This window comes from Streptomyces sp. 3-6, from assembly GCF_056323165.1.
Genome location: NZ_JBWHZP010000028.1, coordinates 19,504 through 42,364, shown reverse-complemented (window position 1 = coordinate 42,364; position 22,861 = coordinate 19,504). Strand labels below are relative to the sequence as shown.

Genomic DNA, 22,861 nt, shown 5'->3' with positions numbered 1-22,861 from the left:
GGTGACTCGTACGGACGGGTCGTGGACGACAATGGCGGTGTGCTGGAGATGACACGCGAGGAGTTCGAGGAGCTGGTCGCCGAGGCGTTGGACCGGATCCCGCCGGAGCTGACGCGGCTGATGGACAACGTGGCGGTGTTCGTCGAGGACGAGCCCCCGGCGGACGACCCGGAGCTGCTCGGCCTGTACGAGGGCACGCCGCTCACCGAACGCGGGGAGTGGTACGCCGGAGTCCTGCCGGACCGCATCACCATCTACCGGATGCCGACGCTGCGGATGTGCGCGTCCCGGGAGGACGTGGTCGCCGAGGCGGAGATCACCGTGGTGCACGAGATCGCGCACCACTTCGGGATCGACGACGCCCGGCTGCACGCCCTCGGCTACGGATAGGTCACTTGTGCGTCCCGCGCGTGTCCTCCTGCGGGTGCCGGGAGTTGGGCCTGTCGACCCAGAACTCCCCACGGAGGTGGCCCCGTGCGCCGCTTGTACGTACCCGCCCGTCTGGCCGCCACGCTGGTCGCCGTCGCCGCTGCCGCCGGCTGCGTGAGCGTCGGCGCCGACGGGGCCGACGGGAGCGCCGGACCGTCCCGGTCGGCTGGCCAGCGGGGCGACGACGCGCCGGGCGAGGAGCGGGCGGTGTCGGGCGGAGGCCCCGCCGGGCACGACGCGGCCTCCGCCGACGGGGCCCGGGGGAGCGACAAGGACGGGAAGGGCAAGGGCGGCAAGGACAATAAGCGCAAGGACGGCGAGTCCCCGGACGCCGACGCCTCGCCGTCGGCGTCGGCGAGCAGACCGGAACCCGGGGACACCGGCCCCGGCGGCCCGGCGCGGCCCCCTGCGGACGGCCCGGCACAGCCCGCCCCGTCCCGCACCCCGGACGCGCAGCCCACCGACCCGGCGCCCGAGCCGCCCCCGCCGGTCGAACCGACGGCCGCGGAGCCCTCCTCGTCGGCCCACGAGCCGCCGGACACCCAGTTGGAGCAGCGCGAACCGGCACCGAGGGCGGGCGCGCCGGCGTAGGGCACCGGCGTAGGCGGGAGCGGCTGGACGGACTGGTTCGTGGGGCCCGGTTGGACAGTTGGTCCGTGGGGACCGGCTGGACGGCTGGTCTGCGGGGCCTGGCTGGACGGCTGGTCTGCGGGGCGGCGTGGGCGTCGGTCGCCGGCAGGGCGGGGCGGACGGCGAGGCGGGGAGGGAGCAGGCCCCGTCGGAGGGCGGGGCGGGCGGCGACGGCGGCGAGCGAACGATCCGGTCTTCGTCAGGTTGACGGCCTGACCTGCGGTTCCTTTCCGCACGGGGGAAGCGGTTTGCTTTGAGGGGGGCCGGGTGCGTATGGTGGCAGATCGTTTGATCCTATTTGCCCGGCGCCATCGCAGAGCGCGCCGTGTGGCGCGTACTCTCCTTTGCCGTGGTGGACCGCATCGAGGCGGTCGTAATTTGCGAAGCAGCGAATCACGGAGTTGACGGGCGCGTGCCGAAGAGACTCCGGAAGGTTTCGCATTCGTATGCCCATCGCCAGTACTGATCACGTCGTCGTGCCCGAGAACGCCGAGAACGTCGTGGACCTCGACACCCTCGACGCCCTCGCGACCATCGAGGACACCGACACCGACACCGACGCGGTCACCGGCACCGATGACACCACCGACTCCGCCGACGAGGCCGCCGCGATGACGTTCGCGGATCTCGGCCTCCCCGAGGGCGTCGTGCGCAAGCTCGCCCAGAACGGCGTGACCAGCCCCTTCCCCATCCAGGCCGCGACCATCCCGGACGCCCTGGCCGGCAAGGACATCCTCGGCCGGGGCCGCACCGGTTCCGGCAAGACCCTCTCCTTCGGCCTGCCGACGCTGGCCACCCTGACCGGCGGCCGCACCGAGAAGCACAAGCCGCGCGCCGTCATCCTGACGCCGACGCGTGAACTGGCGATGCAGGTCGCCGACGCGCTCCAGCCCTACGGCGACGTGCTCAACCTGCGCATGAAGGTCGTCTGCGGCGGCACCTCGATGGGCAACCAGATCTACGCCCTGGAACGCGGCGTCGACATCCTGGTCGCCACCCCGGGCCGCCTGCGCGACATCATCAACCGCGGCGCGTGCTCCCTGGAGAACGTGCAGATCGCCGTCCTCGACGAGGCCGACCAGATGTCCGACCTGGGCTTCCTGCCCGAGGTCACCGAGCTCCTCGACCAGGTGCCCGCGGGCGGCCAGCGGATGCTGTTCTCCGCGACCATGGAGAACGAGATCAAGACCCTCGTCGACCGTTACCTCAAGGACCCGGTGTCCCACGAGGTCGACGCGGCCCAGGGCGCGGTGACGACCATGTCGCACCACATCCTCGTCGTGAAGCCCAAGGACAAGGCTCCGGTCACCGCGGCCATCGCGTCCCGCAAGGGCCGCACCATCATCTTCGTCCGGACCCAGCTCGGCGCCGACCGCGTCGCCGACCAGCTGCGCGAGGCGGGCGTGAAGGCGGACGCGCTGCACGGCGGCATGACGCAGGGCGCGCGGACCCGGACCCTGGCCGACTTCAAGGACGGGTACGTCAACGTCCTGGTCGCCACGGACGTCGCGGCCCGCGGCATCCACGTCGACGGCATCGACCTCGTCCTGAACGTCGACCCGGCCGGCGACCACAAGGACTACCTGCACCGTGCGGGCCGCACCGCGCGCGCGGGCCGCACCGGCACCGTCGTCTCCCTCTCCCTGCCGCACCAGCGGCGCCAGATCTTCCGGCTGATGGAGGACGCGGGCGTCGACGCCACGCGCCACATCATCCAGGGCGGCGCCGCCTTCGACCCGGACGTCGCCGAGATCACCGGCGCCCGGTCCATGACCGAGGTCCAGGCGGAGTCCGCCGGCAACGCGGCCCAGCAGGCCGAGCGCGAGGTCGCCCAGCTCACCAAGGAGCTGGAGCGGGCCCAGCGGCGTGCCAGCGAGCTGCGCGAGGAGTCCGACCGGCTGCTGGCCCGGGCCGCCCGGGAGCGGGGCGAGGACCCGGCCGTCGCCGTGGCCGAGGCCGCCGCCCAGGCCCAGGCCGAGGCCGAGGCCGTGGTCCTGCCGGAGCAGCCGACCGCGCGGGACGTCGAGCGCGGCGAGCGCACCGAGTCGTCCGCCCCGTACGAGCGGCGTGAGCGCCGTGACGACCGCCGTGACGACCGCGGCGGCGACCGTGGCGGTTTCCGCCGGGACGACCGGGGCGACCGTGGTGGCCGTTCCTTCGAGCGCCGTGACGACCGGGGCGGCTTCAACCGGGACCGCGACCGTGACCGTGGCGGCGACCGTGGCGGCTTCCGCCGTGACGACCGCGGTGACCGCGGTGACCGGGGCGGCCGTTCCTACGACCGTCGGGACGGCGACCGTGGCGGTTTCCGCCGCGACGACCGCCCCGCCCGGTCCTTCGACCGTGACCGCGACCGTGGTGGCCGTTCCTTCGAGCGTCGCGACGACCGTGGCGGGTTCAACCGGGACCGCGACCGTGACCGTGGCGGCGACCGTGGCGGCTTCCGCCGTGACGACCGCGGCGGTCACCGCGGCAGCGACCGCCCCTTCAACCGCGACCGCCAGGGCGACCGCCCCGGCTTCCGCGCCGGCGGCCACGACCGCCCGCACGGCCGCCGTGACGACCACCGCGGCGGCGGCAGCTTCGGCCGCCGAGAGGACAAGCCGCGCTGGAAGCGCAACGGCTGACCCACCCCGCCGAGCTGAACCCGTGAGGGCCCGCACGACTTCGGTCGCGTGGGCCCTCCCGCTTTCCCGCGGCACATCTCACGCCCCGCCGGGGGCAATACCCGATCGGAGAGGCGGTCACGTCCCGCTATGCTCGGGGAGGCAACATCGCCAAGGGCCCTTAGCTCAATTGGCAGAGCAGTGGACTTTTAATCCATTGGTTGTGGGTTCGAGTCCCACAGGGCCTACCGGGCAGAAGCTGCCCGACCTGCGGCGGAAGCCGGACGTCGGAGTCTTGTGCCCCTCTGGGTGCCGTCTCGGTGATCGTTCGCCCGCCCGGTGGCGGCCCCCGGTGCCGGGCGATCAGTACGTGCAGCAGTCCCGGCTGACGGCAGGGGGCGTCCGCCGGATCCGAGCCGCAGACGTCGTCCTGATCGAACGTCAAAGCCTGTGACCGATCAGGAACCAACGAACGGGCCGCGCGCTCACGGTTTTCGGGCCTCCGGCTGCTCCATGCACGTCCACGCCGCGACCGGCTCCGTGTACCGCGGTCGGTCGGACGCGCCCGCGCGATCCGCGAGGCCGACGGCCCCCGGCGGTTCTCCCCACGACGCCTCAGCGACGCCTGCGACGACGCCTCCGAGCGCCTCGTACAGCGGCGGCTGTCCGGGAACGACGGCAGTGCCCCGCATACGCGCCCCGGAAGCCGTCACCAGGCTGCCTCCCATGCTCTTGGGCTTCCCCCGCCCCCACGTCACCCGGATCGCCTGCTACGGGCACGACGGCCGTTCCCGCGGTGACGATCAGTCTTCGGGCGCGCACCACGTCTTGCGCAGGCCGGGGAGGTAGGACCGCATGAACGCCTCGATGTCGGCGTGGCGCCGGGCCAGGGCGTCCTTGCCCTCGACCTCGCTCAAGAGGTGGATGCTGAGCACCAGATGGGTGTAAGGCTGGTTGGGCACGGCTTCCCGTGGATGACCGGGCAGTGGCCTGCACGGCAGCCACACCTTTCCGCCGTCGTCCGCCACGCCCGCGCTGGTGACCTCGACACTGCCGGTCAGGGAGATGGGACGGTAGTTCTTGAGGTCGTTGTGCGCGGCCTCTTCCGCCTCGACGTTGAACCCGGTGTCGCGCAGGATCCGCAGCTTGAGTGCCACCTCGTCGTCGACGATCACCCGGCAGAGGTGGTAGCTGTAGTCGGTGGTCTGGTTCTGCGCATACCGGGCGGCCTTCCCCTCAGGGAGCAGCGGCCTGAGGTCTGACGCGTCGGTCCTGATCCCGCACATGTGCTGGGGGAGGGAATAGTCGTGGCCCGGCTTGTCGCCGGAGCACGCGGTGACGAGGAGAGCGAGCGTGCCGAGGAGACTGAGGAGTCGGCGGTTCACTACCCCTCACCTGCCAGGTCATCAGCCGTGTCGCCGCCGTCATTCACGGTGCCGTTGATCCTGGAGAGCATCGTGTCCTCTGAAACGTTGTCGTCCGGGTTCGCCGCCTTCCACAGTCTCGCCAGGGCCAGCACGCGGTTCTCCTGATCGATTGCGGCTTCCCGGTTCGCCTGGGTCAAGCCCTTGTCGATGCGATTCGTCTCATCCTCGAGCCACTTGGATGTCAGGACATCCACGCCTCGCTGGGCCGCGTCGCCCGCGTAGGGGACGAAGTTCACCACTCCGCCCCAGGTGTGATAGTCCATCTTCGCCTCCCAGGCCGCCTTGCTCTTCGCATCGTCGGCATCCACGGTCAGTCCCTGATAGCGGGCCTCCTCCAGAAAGCCGATCGTGTGCCCGGCCGCTCGCCAGCTCCACTCCGGCCCTCCCTCCCGCGTGTTGATGTCGTGCACGATCTCGCGGTTGATGGCGTCCTGCAGCGTCAGGTAGGAGAACCGGTCGCGTGAGACCTGCTTAGCCACCTCGAGGACGTCGGTGCGGCTCAGTGGACTCTGTGCATTGCTCTGGGCGCTGGTCGTGTCGTGTACCGCGTCACCGTGGTTTCCCATGATCACGGCCATGGGAGTACGCAGGCTGGGCGGGAAGTCGTTGCCCTCCGCGGCAAGGTGCTTCAGGGAGTCCTTGAAGACGCGGTTGTTCGCGTCGGAGTGCTCGACGTAACCGCCGTCCGCACGGTTCGGGTCGATGCCCGTGGTGCCCGCGATCAGCGCCGCGCCGAGACCGGCCCTGGTCTGTGCGTCCTCGGTGTCGTACTGCCGCAGGGCATCGCCCAGGATGCTGTCGGTGCCGGACGGGCTGCGCGCGGTGGGGTGGCCGTCGACGACGTCCCAGTCGCGTTTCCGGAGCAGGTACTCGAGCCGGTCGTTGCCTTCCTTCTTGTCGTTGTCCGGGTGCGGGTCGGACTGGGGGTCGAGGAAGGACGCCGCGGCCTCCGGGTCCTTGCTCATCACACCGAGGAGCCCGTCCAGCGGATCGTTGGCGAACCACTCGTCCCGGGGCCCGACGAAACGCTTGGGAAGGTCCCAGTCGTCGTTGCCCTTGTCGGCCTTCTCGGCAGCTATGAGATCGTCGCCGAGGTCGTGCAGGAACCGGTCCGAGTAGCCCTCGCCGTGCTGCATGAGCGTCACCAGGGACTGGTATCCGCGGACCTTCTCGCCCTGCCAGTCGTACCGCTTCATCCCGGCTTCCTTCATGCCGGCGTGGAAGTCCTTGTAGAACCGGGACGTCGGGTCCTGCGTCGCCGTGGCCAGCGCGTTGGCGAGTCCGCGCTCGGATCCCAGGTAGTGCTGCTTGTTGCCGGTGTCGGAGTCGTAGGCGAGGGTGTTGAGCTGGTTCGTCAGCTTGATGGTGCCCTCGGGGCCCAGGTGGTTGAGGACGGTGCGGCTGAACCCCTCGTCTCCGGCGTTGTCCCGCATCAGCCGCGCCCACTCCTCGGGATCGGACGGCTTCTCGCCGGCGAGGATCTCGTCCGCGTACTTCCGGGCCTCGCGCGCCTCCACGGTCTCGATGTCGCCGACCGCGTCGGCGTTGAAGTCGTGCTGGGTGCCGCTGATGGCGTCCACCATCTCCTCGACGAGGCTCTTGAGTCCGGCGGCGTCCCGCAGGGCCAGCTTCGCACCCTGATCGGCGTCGTCGACGGCCTGCACGGCCGACGCGATGGCGGCGGTCCACCTGGCCTCCGTCAAGGCCCGTTGCGTGGCGTCCCCCATGGGGCCGCCCCGGGCGGCGCCGACGGCCGGCTCCTTGCTCGTGTCGACGTGGGCTCTGCCTTTGGTGTCGATGTGGATGTCGGCCTTCTTGGCCTCCTCCACCAGGTTCTTCACGGCTTGGATGCGCTCGACGAACTGTGCGTGGATGTCCCGCAGGATGGAGGCCACCGCCCTGGCCTCGACCGCGGCGGCACTGAATTGCTTCCTGGTCGCGGTGAAACGCTTCTTGGCGGCGTCGGCGCTCATGCCGACCCACTGGCCGTCCGACGCCACAGCCTGGACCGAGGAGCCGTACGCCTCGCCGAGGTCGTCGAAGCCGTCGGCCATCTTGATCCAGGAGCGGGCCGCAGTGGTCAGCGGACCGAGCCGGATGGTAATGACGTCCTGGTAGGTGAGCATGCGTACTTCCTTGGTTCCGGCGCCGGGTCGGCCGGCGAGCCCGACGACCGTGGGGGGCCGGTGTCAGAGGTTGCGGAGCGGGTCCGGGCCGGGCGTACTGATGCGCCGCAGTGAGCTCTCCACCTCGTGCTCGACGTACTGGAAGTCCCGCCGCGTCTTGCTGAGGTCCGCCTGGTCCCGGACCAGCCGCGCCTTGAGACTCCTGACCTGAAGGGCCCACTCTGCGTGTGCGTCCTTGAGCCCGGCGCCCGTCGCCCACCCCGCGAACTCACGCTCAGCGGCGTCGGTGTCCTCGTCGGCGTGGATGGCGACCTTGTCGAGACCGGGAAGGATCGTGTCGATCAGTGCCTTGACCGCTCCGCGCTTTCCTTGGGTGTTCGTCCTCAGATCAGGCGCGGCGCTCCCGTTGCCCACCGTGCCGTTGAGCTGCATGGAGCCGCCCTGCCGCTCGGCGACATCGGCCTTGATCTGTTCCCACTCGTCCCAAGCCATTGCTGTCGCCCCCCGTGGTCGACCTCGTGTGCCGGGTGCACTGCCGCACCAACTTTCATACTAATCCCGGGAGTCTCGCCCTCCCCGCAGTAACTGCGCCGGTCCGGTCGTCACGTTCGGCGGAGTGTGGCGTCCCGCTCAGGAGTGAACGCGGTGGGTGCTCCGATGGCCGGAAGGGGTCGGCGGTCGCTCAGGGAGGGACCGGCGGCTCGGGGGTCCGTCGGTGCGGTCGCTCGAGGTCAATGCTTTCTGCACGGCTGCGCATGTGCGACTTTCAGCCATACACCCGATGTACTGGGACATATAACCTTCAGGTCCTTGCGGGTTGGCCGGTGGGTCCTTGGGCTCGCCACTGGTGCGGAGAGAACACATGAAGAGGGCTGTGTCGGCGGCGGGGCTCGTCGGATGTCTGATCGTCGGGGCGGCTGCCCCGACCCTGGCCGTCTCCGACACGGGGGCGACGTCCCTGCCGGGTACGGGAGCGAAGATCCAGGTGAACGCCTGGCACTGCAACGTCTACGCCGACAAGTGCTCGTTCAAGACGTCGACCAAGACCGTGAAGGGTTCGGCCAGGTACCGGGTCAGCAAGATCACGAACACGGCCACCGTGAAGGCCAACGGCTGGCAGGCCACCCTGTCACTGAGCCCCAGCGGTACCTACGTGAGCGAGGACACCCGTCGGGTCAGCTGGACGAACAAGAACACCTGGATCGCCGATATCAGCGGTATCGCGGACCCCGGCGGATCGCTCAACACGAGCATCACCACGTGCTCGGACGGCGGCGCCTTCAAGGCCGGCGTCAAGGCGTTCGCCTCCGCCTGCGCCAACGACTGATCCCGGCCACCGTGCAGCTGAGCAACCGCGTGAAGACCAGGCCCGGCCGAGAGGAGGCTCGGGTACGCGGGACCGTGGTGGCCGCCGTCGTGGCGCTGGCCGCCGTCACCGCGGGCGTCGCGCTCGTCGGGGGCGGGGCCGTGGAGCGGCCCGGCCGTCCCGGTGGGCATCTCGCCGAACAACTTGACGCCCTGCGCGGGGAGAACGACCTGGTGCGGTCCACCCGTGCAGATGTGGGCCGGGACCCGGCGCTGTACCCCACCGCGTACGGACGCCTGGAGGCCGGCCTCGCCGCACGTCACGGGGCCGGTGGGCCCGTGCCCCGGGTTCGTCCGGACGCCCTGGCGGACCTCGCGCGCACGGAGGCCCTGGACACCCCCGCCTGGCGTGCGCACTACGTGTGCCTGTCGGTGGGCGGGGGGATCGGCACGCCGGCTGCCGGAGCCGCGACGGTGCTGGAAGAGGCCGGCATCAGGGAGGAGGCGGAGCGCGAGGCACTCGGCTATCTGCGCCACCCGGAGAAGGACAAGGACGACCCCGCGACGTCGCTCGCCTCCCGAGCCGCGTTCCTGCAGACGTTGACGTGTCTGGGCCGGGACGATGACGTTCCCCGTGCGGCTCTCGCCCGCCTCGCGGCGGACGCCGCCCGCGCCACCGAGGCCGTGCCGGTGCTGTACGCGATCGAGGCCCTGCGGGGAGTGGAGGTGAAGGCCCGTGCCACCCGGGTTCTGAGGAACGTCGACACCGTCCTGGAGGGGGACTGCGACGAGGCCGAGCCCCTGCAGCGTGCCGCGTCGGCCCTCCTGCGGGGCCGGCTGACCGAAGGGGCCCGCGCGTGTCTTCGACCCGCGCTCGGTGACCGTGACACCCAGACCCGTTGGCTGGTCCGCCGGGCGCTCTCCCTGCCGCAGGCAACGCCCTCCGCGCCGCACGGCTCGGACGGCGCCACACCGGCTGCCGAACCGCAGCCCTCCCCGGTGGACGTCCGGCCGGACGGCCTCGTCGCCAAGTCCCCCGCCCAGATGGGTACGCTCACCGCCACCTACCACGCCGCGCGTGCCCTCACCGCAGCCGCACAGCAGCGCCTTGCCCCTCAGTGGCTGACGAAGCGGTTGAAGCACCTCGGCGCCGACCCCCGGATCGAACCCTCGGACCGGATCCCGCTCGCCATGACCTGCCACCGGCTCGACCTGACCTGTGGACCGCAGGCCGAGCGGGGACGGAAGGAGGCGGCCGCGTTGCAGGTACCCGCCCGCCGGACGGCCTCCAACGAGCGTGGCTGGTACGGAGCCATGGCCGCCCGCGCGGAGTTCGGACTGGGGTGCCCGCGGACCTTGGTCGAACTGCCGGACGCCGCTTCCGGCGAACTGTCCCTGCGGTCACTGCGCCTGGTGGCGGTGCTCGCCGATGCGGGGTGTGCCGCGCAGGCCGAACGGCTCACCCGCGGCGCCGACCTCGTCGCGCAGGTTCGGGAGTCGCTGCGCGAGGGTGAGCTGGTGCTCGCCTCCGCGGCGATGGAGGCGACGCTCGCCTCCGAGCAGGCCGTTCCGCAGGCCCTGTGGGAGGAGATCCCCCGACTGCTCGACCGTCACCGGGACCCCGACCACCCGGACCTGTACGCCCCCACCCCCGGCGGTACCGCCACCGCGGAAGCCACCCGCGCCGCCTACTACCTCCTGGCGTGACCTCGCCGGGCCGCTCCGCTCCGACGTCGTCGCCACCGACTCACCCACCCCGCCCGAAGGACACCCCGCCGATGAACACCGCGTCTCCCCCCGCCCTCGTGGCCGAAGGGCTGGCCTTCTCCTATGCGTCCGGGGGAGGGCTGTCCCGGGCGGATCTCGTGCTTCGGGCGGGGAGCGTGGTTGCCGTCGAGGGGCCCTCGGGGGCGGGCAAGAGCACGTTGCTCGCGGTCCTCGGCCTGATTCTCGACCCTGACGAGGGGACCCTGCACGTCGGCGGTGTCGACACCCGGGCGCTGTCGGCCGGGGAGCGGGACCTGCTGCGGCGGCGGTCGATCGGGATCGTGTTGCAGGACCTGGGGCTGCTGCCGTTCCTGAACGCCTGGGAGAACGTCGCCGCTGCCTTCGGGCCCCGGCTGGCCCGGCACCGCGGCGTGGCCCGGGACCTGCTCGGCGGGCTCGGCATGGGGGAGTGGGCCGACGCGCCGGTCACCGAGCTGTCCGGCGGGCAGCGGCGGCGTATCGCCGTGGCCCGGGCCGCGGTGAAGCAGCCGGTGCTGGTGCTCGCGGACGAGCCGACCTCCGGGCTCGACCCGGTGGCCGCGAACTGCGTGCTGGACGCGCTGCGTTCGTGCGCGGGGCGGGGTGCGGCCGTCGTCGTGGTGACGCACGACGCGGCCGTCACCGGGGCCTGCGAGAGGCGGTACGTGCTCGACGGCGGTGTGCTGTCGGAGGCCGGGGCGGGGGCCGGGGCCGGGGCCCGGGAAGGGGAACTCGCGTGAGTCTGTGGAGTCTGCACACCTGGCGGCGGGACCGCCGGTCGCTGCGCCGGGTGGTGCCGACGCTCACCGTGCTCGCCGCGCTGCTGGCCCTGGCCGCCGGGGTGGCGGGCGGTGCGTCGGGCGCCGTCGAGCGGGAGGTGCTGGGCTCGGGGGGCTTGACCCAGGTCGAGCTGTCCTCCTTCGAGGGCGACGCCTCGGTCCGGCCGCTCACCACCGCCGCGTTGCGGGAGGCCGGGGAGGTGGCGGGCGTCCGCCGGGTGGTCGCCGACTACCCCGCCGTGCTCTACGCCGAGGAGGCCGGGACGTACGACCTGACCAGCCGCACGCTGACCCCCGGCGACGACGTGCCGGTCACCGGGGGGACGCTGCCCGCGGTGCTCGGGCCGCGGGACGTCGTGCTGCCGGCCCGGGCCCAGGGGGCCGACTTCCGTCCGCTGCTCGGGCGGACCGTCACCTTCGGCCACACCAGAGCCACCGGGGACGGGTCCGGCACCACCGCCGTGATCGAGCTGCGGGTCGTCGCGCTGTACGACCCGGCGTGGCAGGTCGACGGTCCGGACGTCGCCTACCTCGCGGAGGACACCGCCGCCTTCCTGGCCGCCGCGCGGGCCGGACTGGACGCCGAGACCTACCGGGCGAAGGAGGGGGCCCGGTCGGCCGTCGTGGTGGCCGAGCACCGGGACCGCGTGGCGGGGGTCGCCGCGGCCCTGCGTGCCGAGGGGTTCTCGGCGTCCCCGGTGGCGGACCGGGTGCGCCGGCTGCCCGGGCTGTTCGGCGCGGCGGACCTCGGGGTGCGTGCCGGGGTGCTGGTGCTGACCCTGGCCGCGCTGGGGCTCGGCGCGGTCCGGGCGGCGGACAGTGCGCGGGCCCGGCTCGGGGAGTTCGCCGTGCTGCGGATCCTCGGGTCCGGCCGGCCGGAGCTGCGGCGGATCCTGTGGGGTGAGGCGCTGCTGTCCGGTGCGGTGGCGGGGGTGACCGGGGTGGCCGTCGGCACCGGGCTGTCGCTGGCCCTCGCCGGCCCGCTGAGCGGGGTGCTCGGGCTGCCGATCTCCCCGGCGGACGCGTTGCCGGGGCCGGTGTGGGCCGGGGTGGCGCTGCTGCTGCCCGCGGCCGGGCTCGCCGTCGGCACGCTGGTGGGCAGCCGTGAGGTGCTGCGCCGGGACCCGTACCTCACGGCGCGCGCCCACGGGTGAGCGTGCCGCCCGCGCCCACGGGTGAGCGTGCCGCCCGCGCCCACGGGTGAGTGCGCCGCCCGCGCGCGGACGAACACGCCGCCGGGCACGCTCCGGGGCGGCCCGCCGAGGCCGGACGGTGGCGGCCCACTCAGCCCGGCCAGCCCGGACGGTCCGGTCCCGGCGCCCGACCGGACCGCATGGGGCTCACGACTCGGCCCGGTCCAGCTCCTCGGCCCGGTCCAGCTCCTCGTCCAGGGCCAGGGCGGCGGTGATGAGGGCGAGGTGGGTGAACGCCTGGGGGAAGTTGCCCAGTTGCTCTCCCGTGGGGCCGATCTCCTCCGCGAAGAGGCCGACGTGGTTGGCGTGGGTGAGCATCTTGTCGAAGGCGTACCGGGCCTGGCCGGGCCGGCCCGCGCGGGCCAGGGCGTCGACGTAGAGGAAGCTGCACAGCGAGAAGGTGCCCTCGCTGCCGCGCAGGCCGTCGGGGGAGGCGGCCGGGTCGTAGCGGTAAACCAGGCTGTCGGAGACGAGTTCGGCCTCCATGGCGTCGAGGGTGGACAGCCAGCGCGGGTCGCGCGGGGCGACGAAGCCGACGGCGGGCATCAGCAGCAGGGCCGCGTCGAGGACATCGGTGTCGTAGTGCTGGACGAACGCCCGCCGCGTCGGGCTCCAGCCGCGCTCCATGATCTGGTGGAAGACGGCGTCGCGGGCGGTCGTCCAGGCGTCGACGTCGGCGGGCCGGGAGAGGTCGCGGGCGAGCCGGATGCCGCGGTCGAAGGCGGCCCAGCACATCAGGCGGCTGTAGGTGAAGTCGCGGCGCCCGCCGCGGGTCTCCCAGATGCCCTCGTCGGGGCGGTCCCAGTGCTCGGTGAGCCAGTCCAGGACGCCGGACAGCGCGAGCCAGCTGTCGTAACCCGCCCGGTGGACCGGGTCCCGGGTCTGCGAGAGGGCGTGTACGGCCTCGCCGTAGATGTCGAGCTGGAGCTGGCCGGCGGCACCGTTGCCGATGCGGACGGGGGCCGAGCCGCGGTAGCCCTCCAGGTGGTCCAGGGTCTCCTCGATGAGGTGGGGGTCCCCGTCGACCCGGTAGACGATCTGCAGCGGCTCACCGGTGACGGTGTGGTCCTGGGTGAGGCGGTCGCCGAGCCACTCGCGGAAGGCGCGGGCCTCCTCGGTGAAGCCGAGACCGATCAGGGCGTGCACGGAGAGGGAGGCGTCCCGCACCCAGGTGTAGCGGTAGTCCCAGTTCCGTTCGCCGCCGAGCTGTTCGGGCAGGCCGGCCGTGACCGCGGCGACCGGGGCCCCGGTGGGCGCGTAGGTGAGGAGTTTGAGGGTGATGGCCGAGCGGTTGACGGTCTCCTGCCAGCGGCCCCGGTAGCGGCTGCGGCGGATCCAGCGGTGCCAGAAGGTCCAGGTGGCGTCGAAGTCGGCGCGGACGGACTCCGCTGTGGGCGGGGCGGGGGCCGCCGACCCCGCGGCGCAGACGGTGAGGAGGGCGGCGGCCCGTTCGCCCTGGGCCAGGTCCACGGTGGCCCGGACGTCGTCGCCGTCGCCGCCGTCGCCGTCGCGCTCCAGGGCGACGGGGCCGAGGCACTGGAGGTGGGCGTCGGTGCCGGGGCCGGCGAAGTGCGCGTCCGCCGAGCCGGGGTTCAGGTGGAGGTGGTGCGGGGCGCGGGCGTAGTCGAAGCGGGGGCGGCAGGCGAGGCGGAAGCGGACCCGGCCGCGGGTCACGCGCAGCACGCGGACCAGACGGTGGCGGTCCGTCACGGTCTCCGGCTCTTCGACGGGCATGAAGTCGACGACCTCGCCGACGCCGTCCGGGGTGAGGAAGCGGGTGACGAGGACGGCCGTGTCGGCCAGGTACAGCTGCCGGGTGGTCACGTCCGGGCCGTCCACGGTGACGGCGAAGTGGCCGCCCCGGTCGTGGTCGAGCAGGGCGGCGAAGAGGCTGGGCGAGTCGAAGCGGGGGGCGCACCACCAGTCGACGACGCCGTCGGAGGAGATGAGAGCCGCGGTCTGGAGGTCGCCCACCAGCCCGTGGTCGGCGATGGGAGGGTAGCGCCGCATGTGGAGTCCGCCTTGTGGTGACGCCGGGGGGATCACGGATCGTCGGTGGGGCGTGGGGGATCGTCGGCTGGGGAGCGCGCGTCGTGGGTGGGGCGCGCCAGGGAGGGGGCATGGGGCAGGGCGTGGGGCGTGCAGGTCGCTCCGAGGGGCGCGTGGGTCACTCCGGGGGCGCGCTGCCCGGGACGGCGTTCGCCAGGGACCAGATGACGAAGAGGTTGATCGCCATCATGATCACCGACCAGACGGGCGCGTACGGCAGGAACAGGAACTGCGCCACCAGGCTCAGCGACGCGAGCGCGATGCCCGTCGCCCTGGCCCACTCGCGGCCGGAGAGGATCCCCCAGCCGACGACGGCGGCGACGACGCCGAGGACGAGGAGGATCCAGCCCCAGCCGATGAGGCTGACCTCGTAGACGTAGTCGCCGATCCGGGCGTAGACGTCGTCCTCGACGATGGCGGCGATGCCCTGGAACATGGCCAGGACGCCGTTCAGCAGGAGCAGGACCCCGGCGAACGTCGCGCCGCCGGCCGCCCAGGCGGCGCCTTCCGGGGACACCGGTGGGCGGTGGCCGCCCTGGGGAGGACCGGAGTGTGGCTGTGCGGTCATGGAACGCACCCCCGTTTCTCGTGGCGCGGTGGTGCGGCCACCACCCGTCGGCCCCTCCGACCCTCCGCCCGTACGGCGCCGCCGACCACAGGGGCTGAGCCGAACGAGTGAGGGAGCCCGCCCGCGGCAGTGCCGGGACGGGAGTGCCGGGAGCGGTGCACCGGGGCCGGGCCCGGTGCGGTGGCCGCACCCGGTTCCGCCCGAGCCGGGACGCGGGGGCGCCGGGGCCGGTTCACTCACGCGCCCGTGCGGCCGGCCCGGGAACCGGCATCGGCAGGTCCGTCAGTGGAGCCGTCCGTGGCCCGGGTCGTCCCACCCGGCCGTGGCGGTCAGGCGGTGGTACGCCGCGCGGGCGTGGGCGAGCCGCGAGACGGTCGTGCCGACCAGCGCCGCGCCCAGGAGGCAGCCCAGCCAGGCGGTGTCGCGGGGGCCGGCCCAGCTGAGGGTGCCCGCGGGCGGTATCCCGAAGCCGTTGAGGAACAGCCAGCACAGTAGCGCCGTGCCCGGTGCCGCGGCGAACCGGGCGCACCCGCCGAGGACCGCGCAGAGCAGGGACAGGGCGGCCAGCGCGGGGCCGGGGCCGTCGGGGCCGGACAGCGTGTTGACCAGCGCCACCAGCAGCGGCGCGCCGGCAAAGGCCCCGGCCCACACCAGCGGGGTCGCCACCGGCCGGGGCACCGGTCGCGGCCCGGTGTGCAACGTCACCCACTCGACCATGCCGTCGCTCCCCTTCCGCTACGGGTTCCGGCCGGTGCCGGCCACGGGTGGGCGGCCGGTCGCCCGGACGGGCGGGACGTGCGTCCCGGTCGGATTTTTCCACCGCCCGGCCGACGACGGGGGCCGCCTGCCGGCCGGTGGCCGAAGGCGTGCGCCTGCCGGGCTTGCGGTGGCCGGTCACCCACCGGCGTGGACCGGTGCCGTCTGCTCGACCGGTGCGTCGGTGCCCTGCGGACCGCCCGGGGGCCGCCGGGTGAGCCGGCGGGCCAGCGGCTCGGTCCAGCGGGCGGCGAGCGGGCCGACGACGACCAGGATCAGCACGTACGCCGTGGCCAGCGGGCCGATGCGCGGCTCGGTGCCGACGGCGAGCCCGGCGATGACGATGGAGAACTCGCCGCGTGCCACCAGCGTGCCGCCGGCCCGCCAGCGGCCGGCCACCGAGACGCCCGCGCGGCGGGCCGCCCAGTACCCGGTGCCGATCTTCGTGAAGACGGTGACGACGGCCAGCGCGAGCGCCGGGACCAGGACGTGCGGGATGTTCGACGGGTCCGTGTGCAGGCCGAAGAAGACGAAGAACACGGCGGCGAACAGGTCCCGCAGCGGGGACAGCAGGTTGTGCGCGCCGTCGGCGACCTCCTTGGACAGCGCGATGCCGACGAGGAAGGCGCCGACCGCGGCCGACACCTGGAGGTGCTGGGCGACCCCGGCGACCAGCAGCGTCAGCCCCAGCACCACCAGCAGCAGCATCTCCGGGTTGTCGGAGGAGACGGCCCGGCTGACGAGCCGTCCGTGGCGCAGGGCGATGTAGAGGACCGCGCCGACGGTGCCCAGGGAGATCAGCAGGGTGAGGCTGCCGCCCGCGAGGCTCACCCCGGCCAGCAGGGCGGTGAGGATGGGCAGGTAGACGGCCATGGCGAGGTCTTCGAGGACCAGGACGCCGAGCACCACCGGGGTCTCCCGGTTGCCGACCCTGCCGAGGTCGCCGAGCACCTTGGCGATGACACCCGACGACGAGATCCACGTGACCCCGGCCAGGGCGAAAGCGCCCACCGGGCCCCAGCCGAGGATCAGGGCGGCGATGGCGCCCGGCGCGGCGTTGAGCACGAAGTCGACCGCGCCGGAGGGGTACTGCGTCTTGAGGGTGGTGACGAGGTCGGAGGCGCTGTACTCCAGGCCGAGCATGAGCAGCAGCAGGATGACGCCGATCTCCGCACCGGTGGCGACGAACTCCTCGCTGGCCTGCAGGGGCAGGATGCCGCCGTGGCCGAAGGCCAGACCGGCGAGCAGGTAGAGGGGTATGGGCGAGAAGCCGACCCGGCCGGCGAGACGGCCCAGCAGGCCGAGGGCGAGGATGATCGCGCCTAGTTCGATGAGCATGGCCGTGGTGTTGTGCACGGGCGTCTGTCCTCCGTGGGGTGGGTGCGGTGGCGGCGTCTCGGCCCGGGGCGGCGCCGGTCGCCTGCCGGGGTGGCGGCGGCCGGTCGTGCCGGTCGTGGGCGGGTGGGCGGTCGGACGGGGCGTCACGGCTGCGCGGCGCGCGGAGGGGGCGCGGACGGGCCGGGGCCGGTTCACGCGGTCGGCTCGGTCGAGGAGCTTCGGTGCGCTGGTCGCTGTCGCGGTGCCGGGTGGGTGCGGGAGGCGGGAGAGGTGAGGGGAGGTGTGGGGAGAGCCCGGGGCGACCCGTAGGGGGCCGGCACCGCGGTCCGGGTGACGAGGGTCAGCGCCGTGCGCGGCCGGTGCGGCGGCGGGCGGCGCTGCCGGTATCGGGGAGGCGGTCGCGGGCGGCGTTGTCGACACGTATGGGGATCACTCGACCCATGTCACGCCCCCTGCCCATGTCTCACCGGTGTGGCCGGTCGTCCACCGAACGTCGTCAGCCGGCCGTCGACCGGCCGGGTGGCGCCGGTCGACGACGACCGGCCTCGCACCCACTGCCCCCGGCGCCGACAACCCGGCGCTTCCGGAGGAACGCACTCAACGCTCGACGAACGAGCGGAACGCGGCTCAACGGAGCGTAAGCGCTTGGCAAAAATTTTAGCGCACCCCATATCGGGATGCGCCAGGGTAAAAATTCACATATGCGAAGAAAAGTGCGCGGGATCGCGTCGAAGCATCGGTCACATCGCGTATCCGGGACGGACGGCGTTCGTATCCGGGAACCTCACGTGCGCCCCGCGCCGCACGGGACGTACCGCACGCGCACGCGCCGCGAGCTCCACGTGAACCACACGAACCGCCGCTGCCGCAGGACCCCGACGGCCCGGTCCTCACCCGCCGGGAACCTCCGGCACCTGGCTCGGGGCGCGGGCCCCGGGCCCCGGGGCCCGACCGGCAGGCCGGGAGCGCACGCTCCGCACGGCCCGCCCACCACCCCGAACGTGTACGGAGCCGACGTCATCACCCGCGTCGGACGGCCGGCGTCGAGGCGGACGTGCGACGGCCTCGGCTGAGAACCGCCCGCGTCCGTCAGCGGGAGGGCTGTCCGCCCCCGTCACTCCCGGTGCCGCCGCCGGCTCCGCCCTCGCGCCGGCGCGGCGGGTACGGGTCGAAGAGCTGGACGCCGATGCCGCTGAGCACCAGGCCCGCGGCGATCAGGAGCCCGTCGGGCATGATCAGACCCGCGATCAGCAGGAGCAGCCCGATGCCCAGCACCCACCAGGCACGGGTACGCCGGTACTCCCGGGGCAGGGCCGGCCGGCCGCTGGACAGGGAGCGGGCGAAGCGGGGGTCGTCCCGCTCGAGTCGGGCCGCGAGATCGACGAGGCGCTGGTCATCGGACGTGGGCACGTCTCCTCCTTCCCGAAACGGAGGCAGCCCCGGGCTACCGGGGCCACCACCTCTGAGAGACCGCCGGGCATCGGTCCCGCGACGCCGGGCGCAAGCTGAACGGCCGGCCCGCGACATCGGGCCGACGCTGGGGGGTGTGCCCGTGGGCCTGGGTGGTCATCCGCTTCGGTGGGGTGGGGCGAAGCCGGGCTTCCCTCGACTTCAAGGGTCTCGCGCGGGGGCCCCTTCCACCATCAGGTCCGACCCTCATCTTCCGGGGGGCGCACCCTGTACACCGGCTGTCGCCTACAGGTCTCGGCGGGGTGAAAATGGGGACTGTCACGGATGGCGCACCGCGGGAACAGCACTCACGCTGGGACGTGTCGGCCCGCGCCCGTGTCCCGCCGGTCCGTGGTCCGGCGGCGGCTTCCGTCGGACGTCCGACGGCCTGTCCGGCTCCCTCGACCCAGGGAGTCACCGGGAGCCTACGACACACGGCCCGCGGTGGGCAGGGCGAGGAGGCGGTAACGGGTGCCACTGTTCTGGCGGATCTTCCTGCTGAACGCGATCGTGCTGATCACCGCCACGGCCCTGCTGCTCGGCCCGGTCACCGTGTCCACCCCGGTCCTGCTCACCGAGGCCGCGGTGCTCACCGTGGGACTGGCCGCCATGCTCGGTGCCAACGCCCTGCTGCTGCGCGTCGGCCTCGCCCCGCTGGACCGCCTCACCCGCGCCATGACCACCACCGACCTGCTCCGCCCCGGCCGCCGCCCCGAGGTCTCCGGGGGCGGGGAGATCGCCGAACTGATCAGCACGTACAACACGATGCTGGACCGGCTGGAGGACGAGCGCGCCACGAGCAGCGCCCGCGCGCTGTCCGCGCAGGAGGGTGAACGCCGCCGCATCGCCCAGGAGCTGCACGACGAGGTCGGGCAGAGCCTCACCGCCGTGCTGCTGCAGCTGAAGCGGGTCACCGACCACGCCCCGCCCGAACTGCGCGACGAGCTGCGCCTGGTGCAGGAGACCACGCGCAGCAGCCTGGACGAGATCCGGCGCATCGCCCGCCGGCTGCGCCCCGGTGTGCTCGACGAACTGGGCCTGGCCAGCGCCCTGAAGTCGTTCGGCACGGAGTTCGGCGGCGAAGGACTCGGCGTCCAGACCCGGATCGACCCGGACCTGCCCGACCTGGGGCCCGAGGCCGAGCTGGTCCTCTACCGGGTGGCGCAGGAAGGGCTCACCAACGTCGTCCGCCACGCGCGGGCCCGCCGCGCGGAGATCGTCCTGCGGCGCATGCCCGGCGGCGTCGAGCTGCTGGTCCGCGACGACGGCCGCGGCATCGTCGACGCGGCCGAGGGGGCGGGCATCCGCGGCATGCGCGAACGCGCCCTGCTCATCGGCGCCGACCTGAGCGTGGGCCCGGCCGCCGGCGGCGGCACCCAAGTACGCCTGGCCGTCCCCGTGCCCGTACGGGGACCCGCACCGACGTGGACTCCCGTGATCGACGCCCCCGACCGGAAACTCTGAACCATGACCGACGAGGCCCCCGCCCCCACCCGCATCCTCCTCGCCGACGACCACGCGCTGGTCCGGCGAGGGGTCCGTCTGATCCTCGACGGCGAACCGGACCTGACCGTCGTCGCCGAGGCGGACGACGGTGCCGAAGCCGTCGAGCAGGCCCGCGCCCACCGCCCCGACCTGGCCATCCTCGACATCGCCATGCCCCGCCTGACCGGAATCCAGGCGGCCCGCGAGCTGGCCCGCGTGGTACCGGAGACGCGGATACTCATCCTGACCATGTACGACAACGAGCAGTTCTTCTTCGAGGCGCTCGGAGCCGGGGCATCCGGCTACGTGCTCAAGTCCGTCGCCGACCGGGACCTCGTCGAGGCGTGCCGCGCCACCATGCGGGGCGAGCCGTTCCTCTACCCGGGGGCGGTCAACGCCCTGATCCGCAACTACCTGGACCTCACCCGGGACAACCGGAACGTGCCGACCAAAGCGATCACGGACCGGGAGGAGGAGATCCTGAAGCTGGTCGCGGAGGGCCACACCTCCCAGCAGATCGCCGACCTGCTCACCATCAGCCCCAAGACGGTGGAGCGGCACCGGGCCAACCTGTTGTCCAAGCTCGGCCTCAAAGACCGTCTGGAACTCACCCGGTACGCGATCCGGGTGGGACTGATCGAGCCCTGATCCCGCCTTGACCGCGCCTGGATCCAGGCGCGGTCGGGCCCCCGACCTGGCCCGATCGGCCCCGACCGGCCCCGACAGGGCCAGGACCCAGCTCCGCCCGGGCCCGGTCCTGGCTGTGTGGCAGGAGAGCGTGGCTCGCGGCCGGTGGTCGACGACCGGTGAACCGTCCTCACGCGTGGCCCGACGTCAGGAGGAGAGCCCGTGGCCGACCGGCTTCACGACGGGGGCGCGTGACCAGTCCTCACGACGGCGGCCGTGACCCTGACCCCTGACCCCGTGCCCCCTGCCCCCGTGGCCTCGTGACCCCGTGACCGGTGTCCGGTGCGGCCCGGCCGGTTGCCAGACTGGCACCGGCCCCGGCCGCACCGTCCCGGTCGTCGGCCGCCGCGCACCCTCCCGGCCCCCGCGCCGGCCCGTACCGCTTGGAGTCCGCCGATGCCCCACCCGTACGTCCTGCTGTCCGCCGCCGTCTCCCTCGACGGCTACCTGGACGACACCGGACCCGAGCGGCTCCTGCTGTCCAGCCCGGCCGACTTCGACCGGGTCGACGAGGTGCGGGCCTCGGTGGACGCGGTGCTGGTCGGGGCGGGCACCCTGCGGGCCGACAACCCGCGGCTGCTGGTCAACTCGCCCGAGCGGCGCGCCGCCCGGGTCGCCGAGGGCCTGCCGGAGTACCCGCTGAAGGTCACCGTCAGCGGCTCCGGCGACCTGGACCCGGCGGCCCGCTTCTGGCACACCGGCGGCGACAAGCTCCTCTACACGACGGACGAGGGGGCGGCCCGCGCCCGCACGCTCGGCCTGGCCACCGACATCGTGCCGCTCGGCGACACGCTGGACTGGCGGCGCCTGCTGGAGCACCTGCACGACGTCCGGGGCGTCCGACGGCTCATGGTGGAGGGCGGCGGCCTCATCCACACCCAGCTGGTCACCCAGGGCCTCGCCGACGAACTCCAGTTGGTCCTCGCGCCGTTGTTCGTCGGCGACCCGGACGCCCCCCGCCTCTTCGGTCCCGGCTCCTACCAGGGCGGGCGGCTGCGGCTGCTGGAGACCCGGCAGATCGGTGACGTCGTCCTGGCGCGCTACGCGCCCACCGCGCCCGGAACCGGCGAACTCCCCCACGCCGCCGACCTCCACTGGCTCGCCGTCGCCTGCGACCTGGCGTCCCGGTGCACGCCCTCGGACACGGCGTTCAGCGTGGGGGCGGTCGTGGTCGCGGCCGACGGGACGGAGCTGGCACGCGGTCACTCCCGGGAGGGCGGGGACCCGTTGGTCCACGCGGAGGAGGCGGCGCTCGCCAAGGTCGACCCCACCGACCCGCGGCTCGCCACCGCCACGGTGTACTCCAGCCTGGAGCCCTGTGCCCGCCGCGCCTCCCGGCCCGCGTCCTGCGCCCGGCTCCTGCTGGACGCGGGGGTGCGACGGGTGGTCACGGCCTGGCGCGAGCCCGGCACCTTCGTCCAGGACGCCGACGGCAGCGGTCTGCTGAGGGCCGGCGGTGCCACGGTGGTCGTCGTGCCGGAGCTGGAGGAACGCGCCAAGGCGCCGAACGCGCACCTGATCGGCCGCTGACCCTCGGGGAGGGCCCGGGGGAGCGGTGGAGAGGGAGCAGGCGAAGGGGAGGGGTGAGCAGGGAGGGGCCGGAGAAAGGGGTGTGCGGAGCGTTCCGCGCATGCCGTACACTGGTGTCATACCGACGCGGGGTGGAGCAGCTCGGTAGCTCGCTGGGCTCATAACCCAGAGGTCGCAGGTTCAAATCCTGTCCCCGCTACTGAAGGCCGAGGGCCGGAACCCACAGGGTTCCGGCCCTCGGTGCGTTGTGCCGCCGTGCGTTGTCCCGCTGTGCGCGCGCCGGCGTGCGTCGGCTCCGACCGCTCTGCCGCCCGCGGCTCCCCCCTCATGCGCACCGCGTGGGTTCTCCTCTCACGCTCACCCTCTGTGGTCACCGCGCGTGTCCGGGCGGCCCTCCCCCGGTAACAATTGACGTACCGTCAGAAAGTCACGCGTCCGTCGACGGGGAGTCAACTCGCCCGATTTGGCCTGCTCGTGGCCGGTAAGTCCGTAGGGAATTCGTTAACGATCAAGAGGAACCGCTTGGAATCCGGCCCCGGGGTCTATTAACGTTCGATAACGCAGCGCGGTCGTCCCAGCCGTCACACGAGTCGGCTCCGTGCGCACGCGCCGAATCCCGCAAGGGAACCGGGGAACCACCACCTTGGGGTGAATCGCGTGGATGCCCCCGTGGAGACACGGGCGGTATACGCGCGTAGGAGACCTTCCTGCTCCGAACCCGTCAGCTAACCCGGTAGGCGGAGAAGGAAGGAAAGGAG

At 73.1% G+C, this 22,861-nt stretch carries 18 protein-coding genes, 2 tRNA genes and 1 riboswitch; of the genes, 12 read left to right on the top strand and 8 right to left on the bottom strand.

From position 1 onward, the window contains the following. Nucleotides 1-39: 39 nt before the first annotated feature. From AC02VZ_RS24645 to AC02VZ_RS24630, 4 genes are all read left to right on the top strand, one after another. The gene (locus AC02VZ_RS24645; protein WP_432058073.1) at nt 40-390 is read left to right on the top strand and encodes a metallopeptidase family protein; all 351 of its coding nucleotides are present in this window, start codon (nt 40-42) and stop codon (nt 388-390) included. 84 nt (nt 391-474) lie between these two features. Continuing rightward, a complete protein-coding gene (locus AC02VZ_RS24640; RefSeq protein WP_476476407.1) occupies nt 475-1,020 on the top strand; it encodes a hypothetical protein in 546 nt (181 codons plus the stop codon). Nucleotides 1,021-1,505: 485 nt separating this feature from the next. Beyond that, nucleotides 1,506-3,686, top strand: a complete 2,181-nt coding sequence (locus tag AC02VZ_RS24635; protein ID WP_476476406.1) for a DEAD/DEAH box helicase — start codon at nt 1,506-1,508, stop codon at nt 3,684-3,686. Nucleotides 3,687-3,840: 154 nt separating this feature from the next. After that, nucleotides 3,841-3,913: transfer RNA gene (locus tag AC02VZ_RS24630), tRNA-Lys, on the top strand. A gap of 555 nt (nt 3,914-4,468) precedes the next feature. On the opposite strand, the gene AC02VZ_RS24625 is transcribed toward AC02VZ_RS24630, so the two are convergent. The 3 genes from AC02VZ_RS24625 to AC02VZ_RS24615 all read right to left on the bottom strand — a co-directional run bounded on the left by AC02VZ_RS24625 (nt 4,469) and on the right by AC02VZ_RS24615 (nt 7,710). After that, entirely contained in the window at nt 4,469-5,050 is a 582-nt protein-coding gene (locus AC02VZ_RS24625) for a hypothetical protein (protein ID WP_476476405.1), read from the bottom strand. Beyond that, nucleotides 5,050-7,218 (bottom strand): hypothetical protein, encoded by a 2,169-nt coding sequence (locus AC02VZ_RS24620; RefSeq protein WP_432058048.1) that lies wholly within the window; start codon nt 7,216-7,218, stop codon nt 5,050-5,052. Before AC02VZ_RS24620 ends, AC02VZ_RS24625 begins: the two co-directional genes overlap by 1 nt. A 63-nt stretch (nt 7,219-7,281) precedes the next feature. Further along, nucleotides 7,282-7,710, bottom strand: coding sequence for a hypothetical protein (locus AC02VZ_RS24615; RefSeq protein ID WP_432058049.1), 429 nt, complete (start codon nt 7,708-7,710; stop codon nt 7,282-7,284). A gap of 370 nt (nt 7,711-8,080) precedes the next feature. On the opposite strand from AC02VZ_RS24615, the gene AC02VZ_RS24610 reads away from it, so the two are divergent. From AC02VZ_RS24610 to AC02VZ_RS24595, 4 genes are all read left to right on the top strand, one after another. Further along, a complete protein-coding gene (locus AC02VZ_RS24610) occupies nt 8,081-8,545 on the top strand; it encodes a hypothetical protein (protein WP_432058050.1) in 465 nt (154 codons plus the stop codon). A gap of 11 nt (nt 8,546-8,556) precedes the next feature. After that, nucleotides 8,557-10,230 carry a hypothetical protein gene (locus tag AC02VZ_RS24605; RefSeq protein WP_476476404.1) on the top strand — a complete coding sequence of 558 codons (1,674 nt, stop codon included), beginning with the start codon at nt 8,557-8,559 and terminating at the stop codon, nt 10,228-10,230. A 71-nt stretch (nt 10,231-10,301) separates the two neighbouring features. Further along, on the top strand, nt 10,302-11,009 hold the full coding sequence (locus tag AC02VZ_RS24600; RefSeq protein WP_476476403.1) for an ABC transporter ATP-binding protein: 708 nt from the start codon (nt 10,302-10,304) through the stop codon (nt 11,007-11,009). Then, nucleotides 11,006-12,202, top strand: coding sequence for an FtsX-like permease family protein (locus tag AC02VZ_RS24595; protein ID WP_476476402.1), 1,197 nt, complete (start codon nt 11,006-11,008; stop codon nt 12,200-12,202). Before AC02VZ_RS24600 ends, AC02VZ_RS24595 begins: the two co-directional genes overlap by 4 nt. A gap of 186 nt (nt 12,203-12,388) precedes the next feature. Here the strand turns inward: AC02VZ_RS24595 and AC02VZ_RS24590 are convergent, their stop codons facing one another. The 5 genes from AC02VZ_RS24590 to AC02VZ_RS24570 form a co-directional block, all read right to left on the bottom strand. Then, entirely contained in the window at nt 12,389-14,251 is a 1,863-nt protein-coding gene (locus tag AC02VZ_RS24590) for a glycoside hydrolase family 15 protein (RefSeq protein WP_476476401.1), read from the bottom strand. A gap of 157 nt (nt 14,252-14,408) precedes the next feature. Beyond that, complete coding sequence (locus AC02VZ_RS24585; protein WP_476476400.1) at nt 14,409-14,858, bottom strand: DUF7144 family membrane protein; 450 nt, start codon at nt 14,856-14,858, stop codon at nt 14,409-14,411. A gap of 282 nt (nt 14,859-15,140) precedes the next feature. Continuing rightward, nucleotides 15,141-15,575, bottom strand: coding sequence for a hypothetical protein (locus tag AC02VZ_RS24580; protein WP_432058056.1), 435 nt, complete (start codon nt 15,573-15,575; stop codon nt 15,141-15,143). Nucleotides 15,576-15,752: 177 nt separating this feature from the next. Further along, entirely contained in the window at nt 15,753-16,970 is a 1,218-nt protein-coding gene (locus AC02VZ_RS24575) for a cation:proton antiporter (protein WP_432058057.1), read from the bottom strand. A 1,071-nt stretch (nt 16,971-18,041) separates the two neighbouring features. Beyond that, the gene (locus AC02VZ_RS24570) at nt 18,042-18,362 is read right to left on the bottom strand and encodes a DUF3040 domain-containing protein (protein WP_432058058.1); all 321 of its coding nucleotides are present in this window, start codon (nt 18,360-18,362) and stop codon (nt 18,042-18,044) included. A 510-nt stretch (nt 18,363-18,872) separates the two neighbouring features. On the opposite strand from AC02VZ_RS24570, the gene AC02VZ_RS24565 reads away from it, so the two are divergent. The 4 genes from AC02VZ_RS24565 to AC02VZ_RS24550 all read left to right on the top strand — a co-directional run bounded on the left by AC02VZ_RS24565 (nt 18,873) and on the right by AC02VZ_RS24550 (nt 22,302). Beyond that, nucleotides 18,873-19,865, top strand: a complete 993-nt coding sequence (locus tag AC02VZ_RS24565; RefSeq protein WP_432058059.1) for a HAMP domain-containing sensor histidine kinase — start codon at nt 18,873-18,875, stop codon at nt 19,863-19,865. A 3-nt stretch (nt 19,866-19,868) separates the two neighbouring features. After that, nucleotides 19,869-20,534 (top strand): response regulator, encoded by a 666-nt coding sequence (locus tag AC02VZ_RS24560; RefSeq protein ID WP_432058060.1) that lies wholly within the window; start codon nt 19,869-19,871, stop codon nt 20,532-20,534. A gap of 435 nt (nt 20,535-20,969) precedes the next feature. Beyond that, nucleotides 20,970-22,103, top strand: a complete 1,134-nt coding sequence (locus AC02VZ_RS24555) for a dihydrofolate reductase family protein (protein WP_476476399.1) — start codon at nt 20,970-20,972, stop codon at nt 22,101-22,103. Between the two features lie 125 nt (nt 22,104-22,228). Then, nucleotides 22,229-22,302 (top strand) — tRNA-Met (locus AC02VZ_RS24550). Nucleotides 22,303-22,700: 398 nt separating this feature from the next. Further along, a riboswitch (cyclic di-AMP (ydaO/yuaA leader) is annotated at nt 22,701-22,858 on the top strand. Nucleotides 22,859-22,861 lie beyond the last annotated feature (3 nt).

Coding starts and splice junctions, on each gene's coding strand:
- AC02VZ_RS24615 (WP_432058049.1), bottom strand. CDS start 7,710: ATGGCTTGGGACGAGTGGGAACAGATCAAGGCCGATGTCGCCGAGCGG.
- AC02VZ_RS24585 (WP_476476400.1), bottom strand. CDS start 14,858: ATGACCGCACAGCCACACTCCGGTCCTCCCCAGGGCGGCCACCGCCCA.
- AC02VZ_RS24555 (WP_476476399.1), top strand. CDS start 20,970: ATGCCCCACCCGTACGTCCTGCTGTCCGCCGCCGTCTCCCTCGACGGC.
- AC02VZ_RS24610 (WP_432058050.1), top strand. CDS start 8,081: ATGAAGAGGGCTGTGTCGGCGGCGGGGCTCGTCGGATGTCTGATCGTC.
- AC02VZ_RS24635 (WP_476476406.1), top strand. CDS start 1,506: ATGCCCATCGCCAGTACTGATCACGTCGTCGTGCCCGAGAACGCCGAG.
- AC02VZ_RS24560 (WP_432058060.1), top strand. CDS start 19,869: ATGACCGACGAGGCCCCCGCCCCCACCCGCATCCTCCTCGCCGACGAC.
- AC02VZ_RS24580 (WP_432058056.1), bottom strand. CDS start 15,575: ATGGTCGAGTGGGTGACGTTGCACACCGGGCCGCGACCGGTGCCCCGG.
- AC02VZ_RS24590 (WP_476476401.1), bottom strand. CDS start 14,251: ATGCGGCGCTACCCTCCCATCGCCGACCACGGGCTGGTGGGCGACCTC.
- AC02VZ_RS24620 (WP_432058048.1), bottom strand. CDS start 7,218: ATGCTCACCTACCAGGACGTCATTACCATCCGGCTCGGTCCGCTGACC.
- AC02VZ_RS24600 (WP_476476403.1), top strand. CDS start 10,302: ATGAACACCGCGTCTCCCCCCGCCCTCGTGGCCGAAGGGCTGGCCTTC.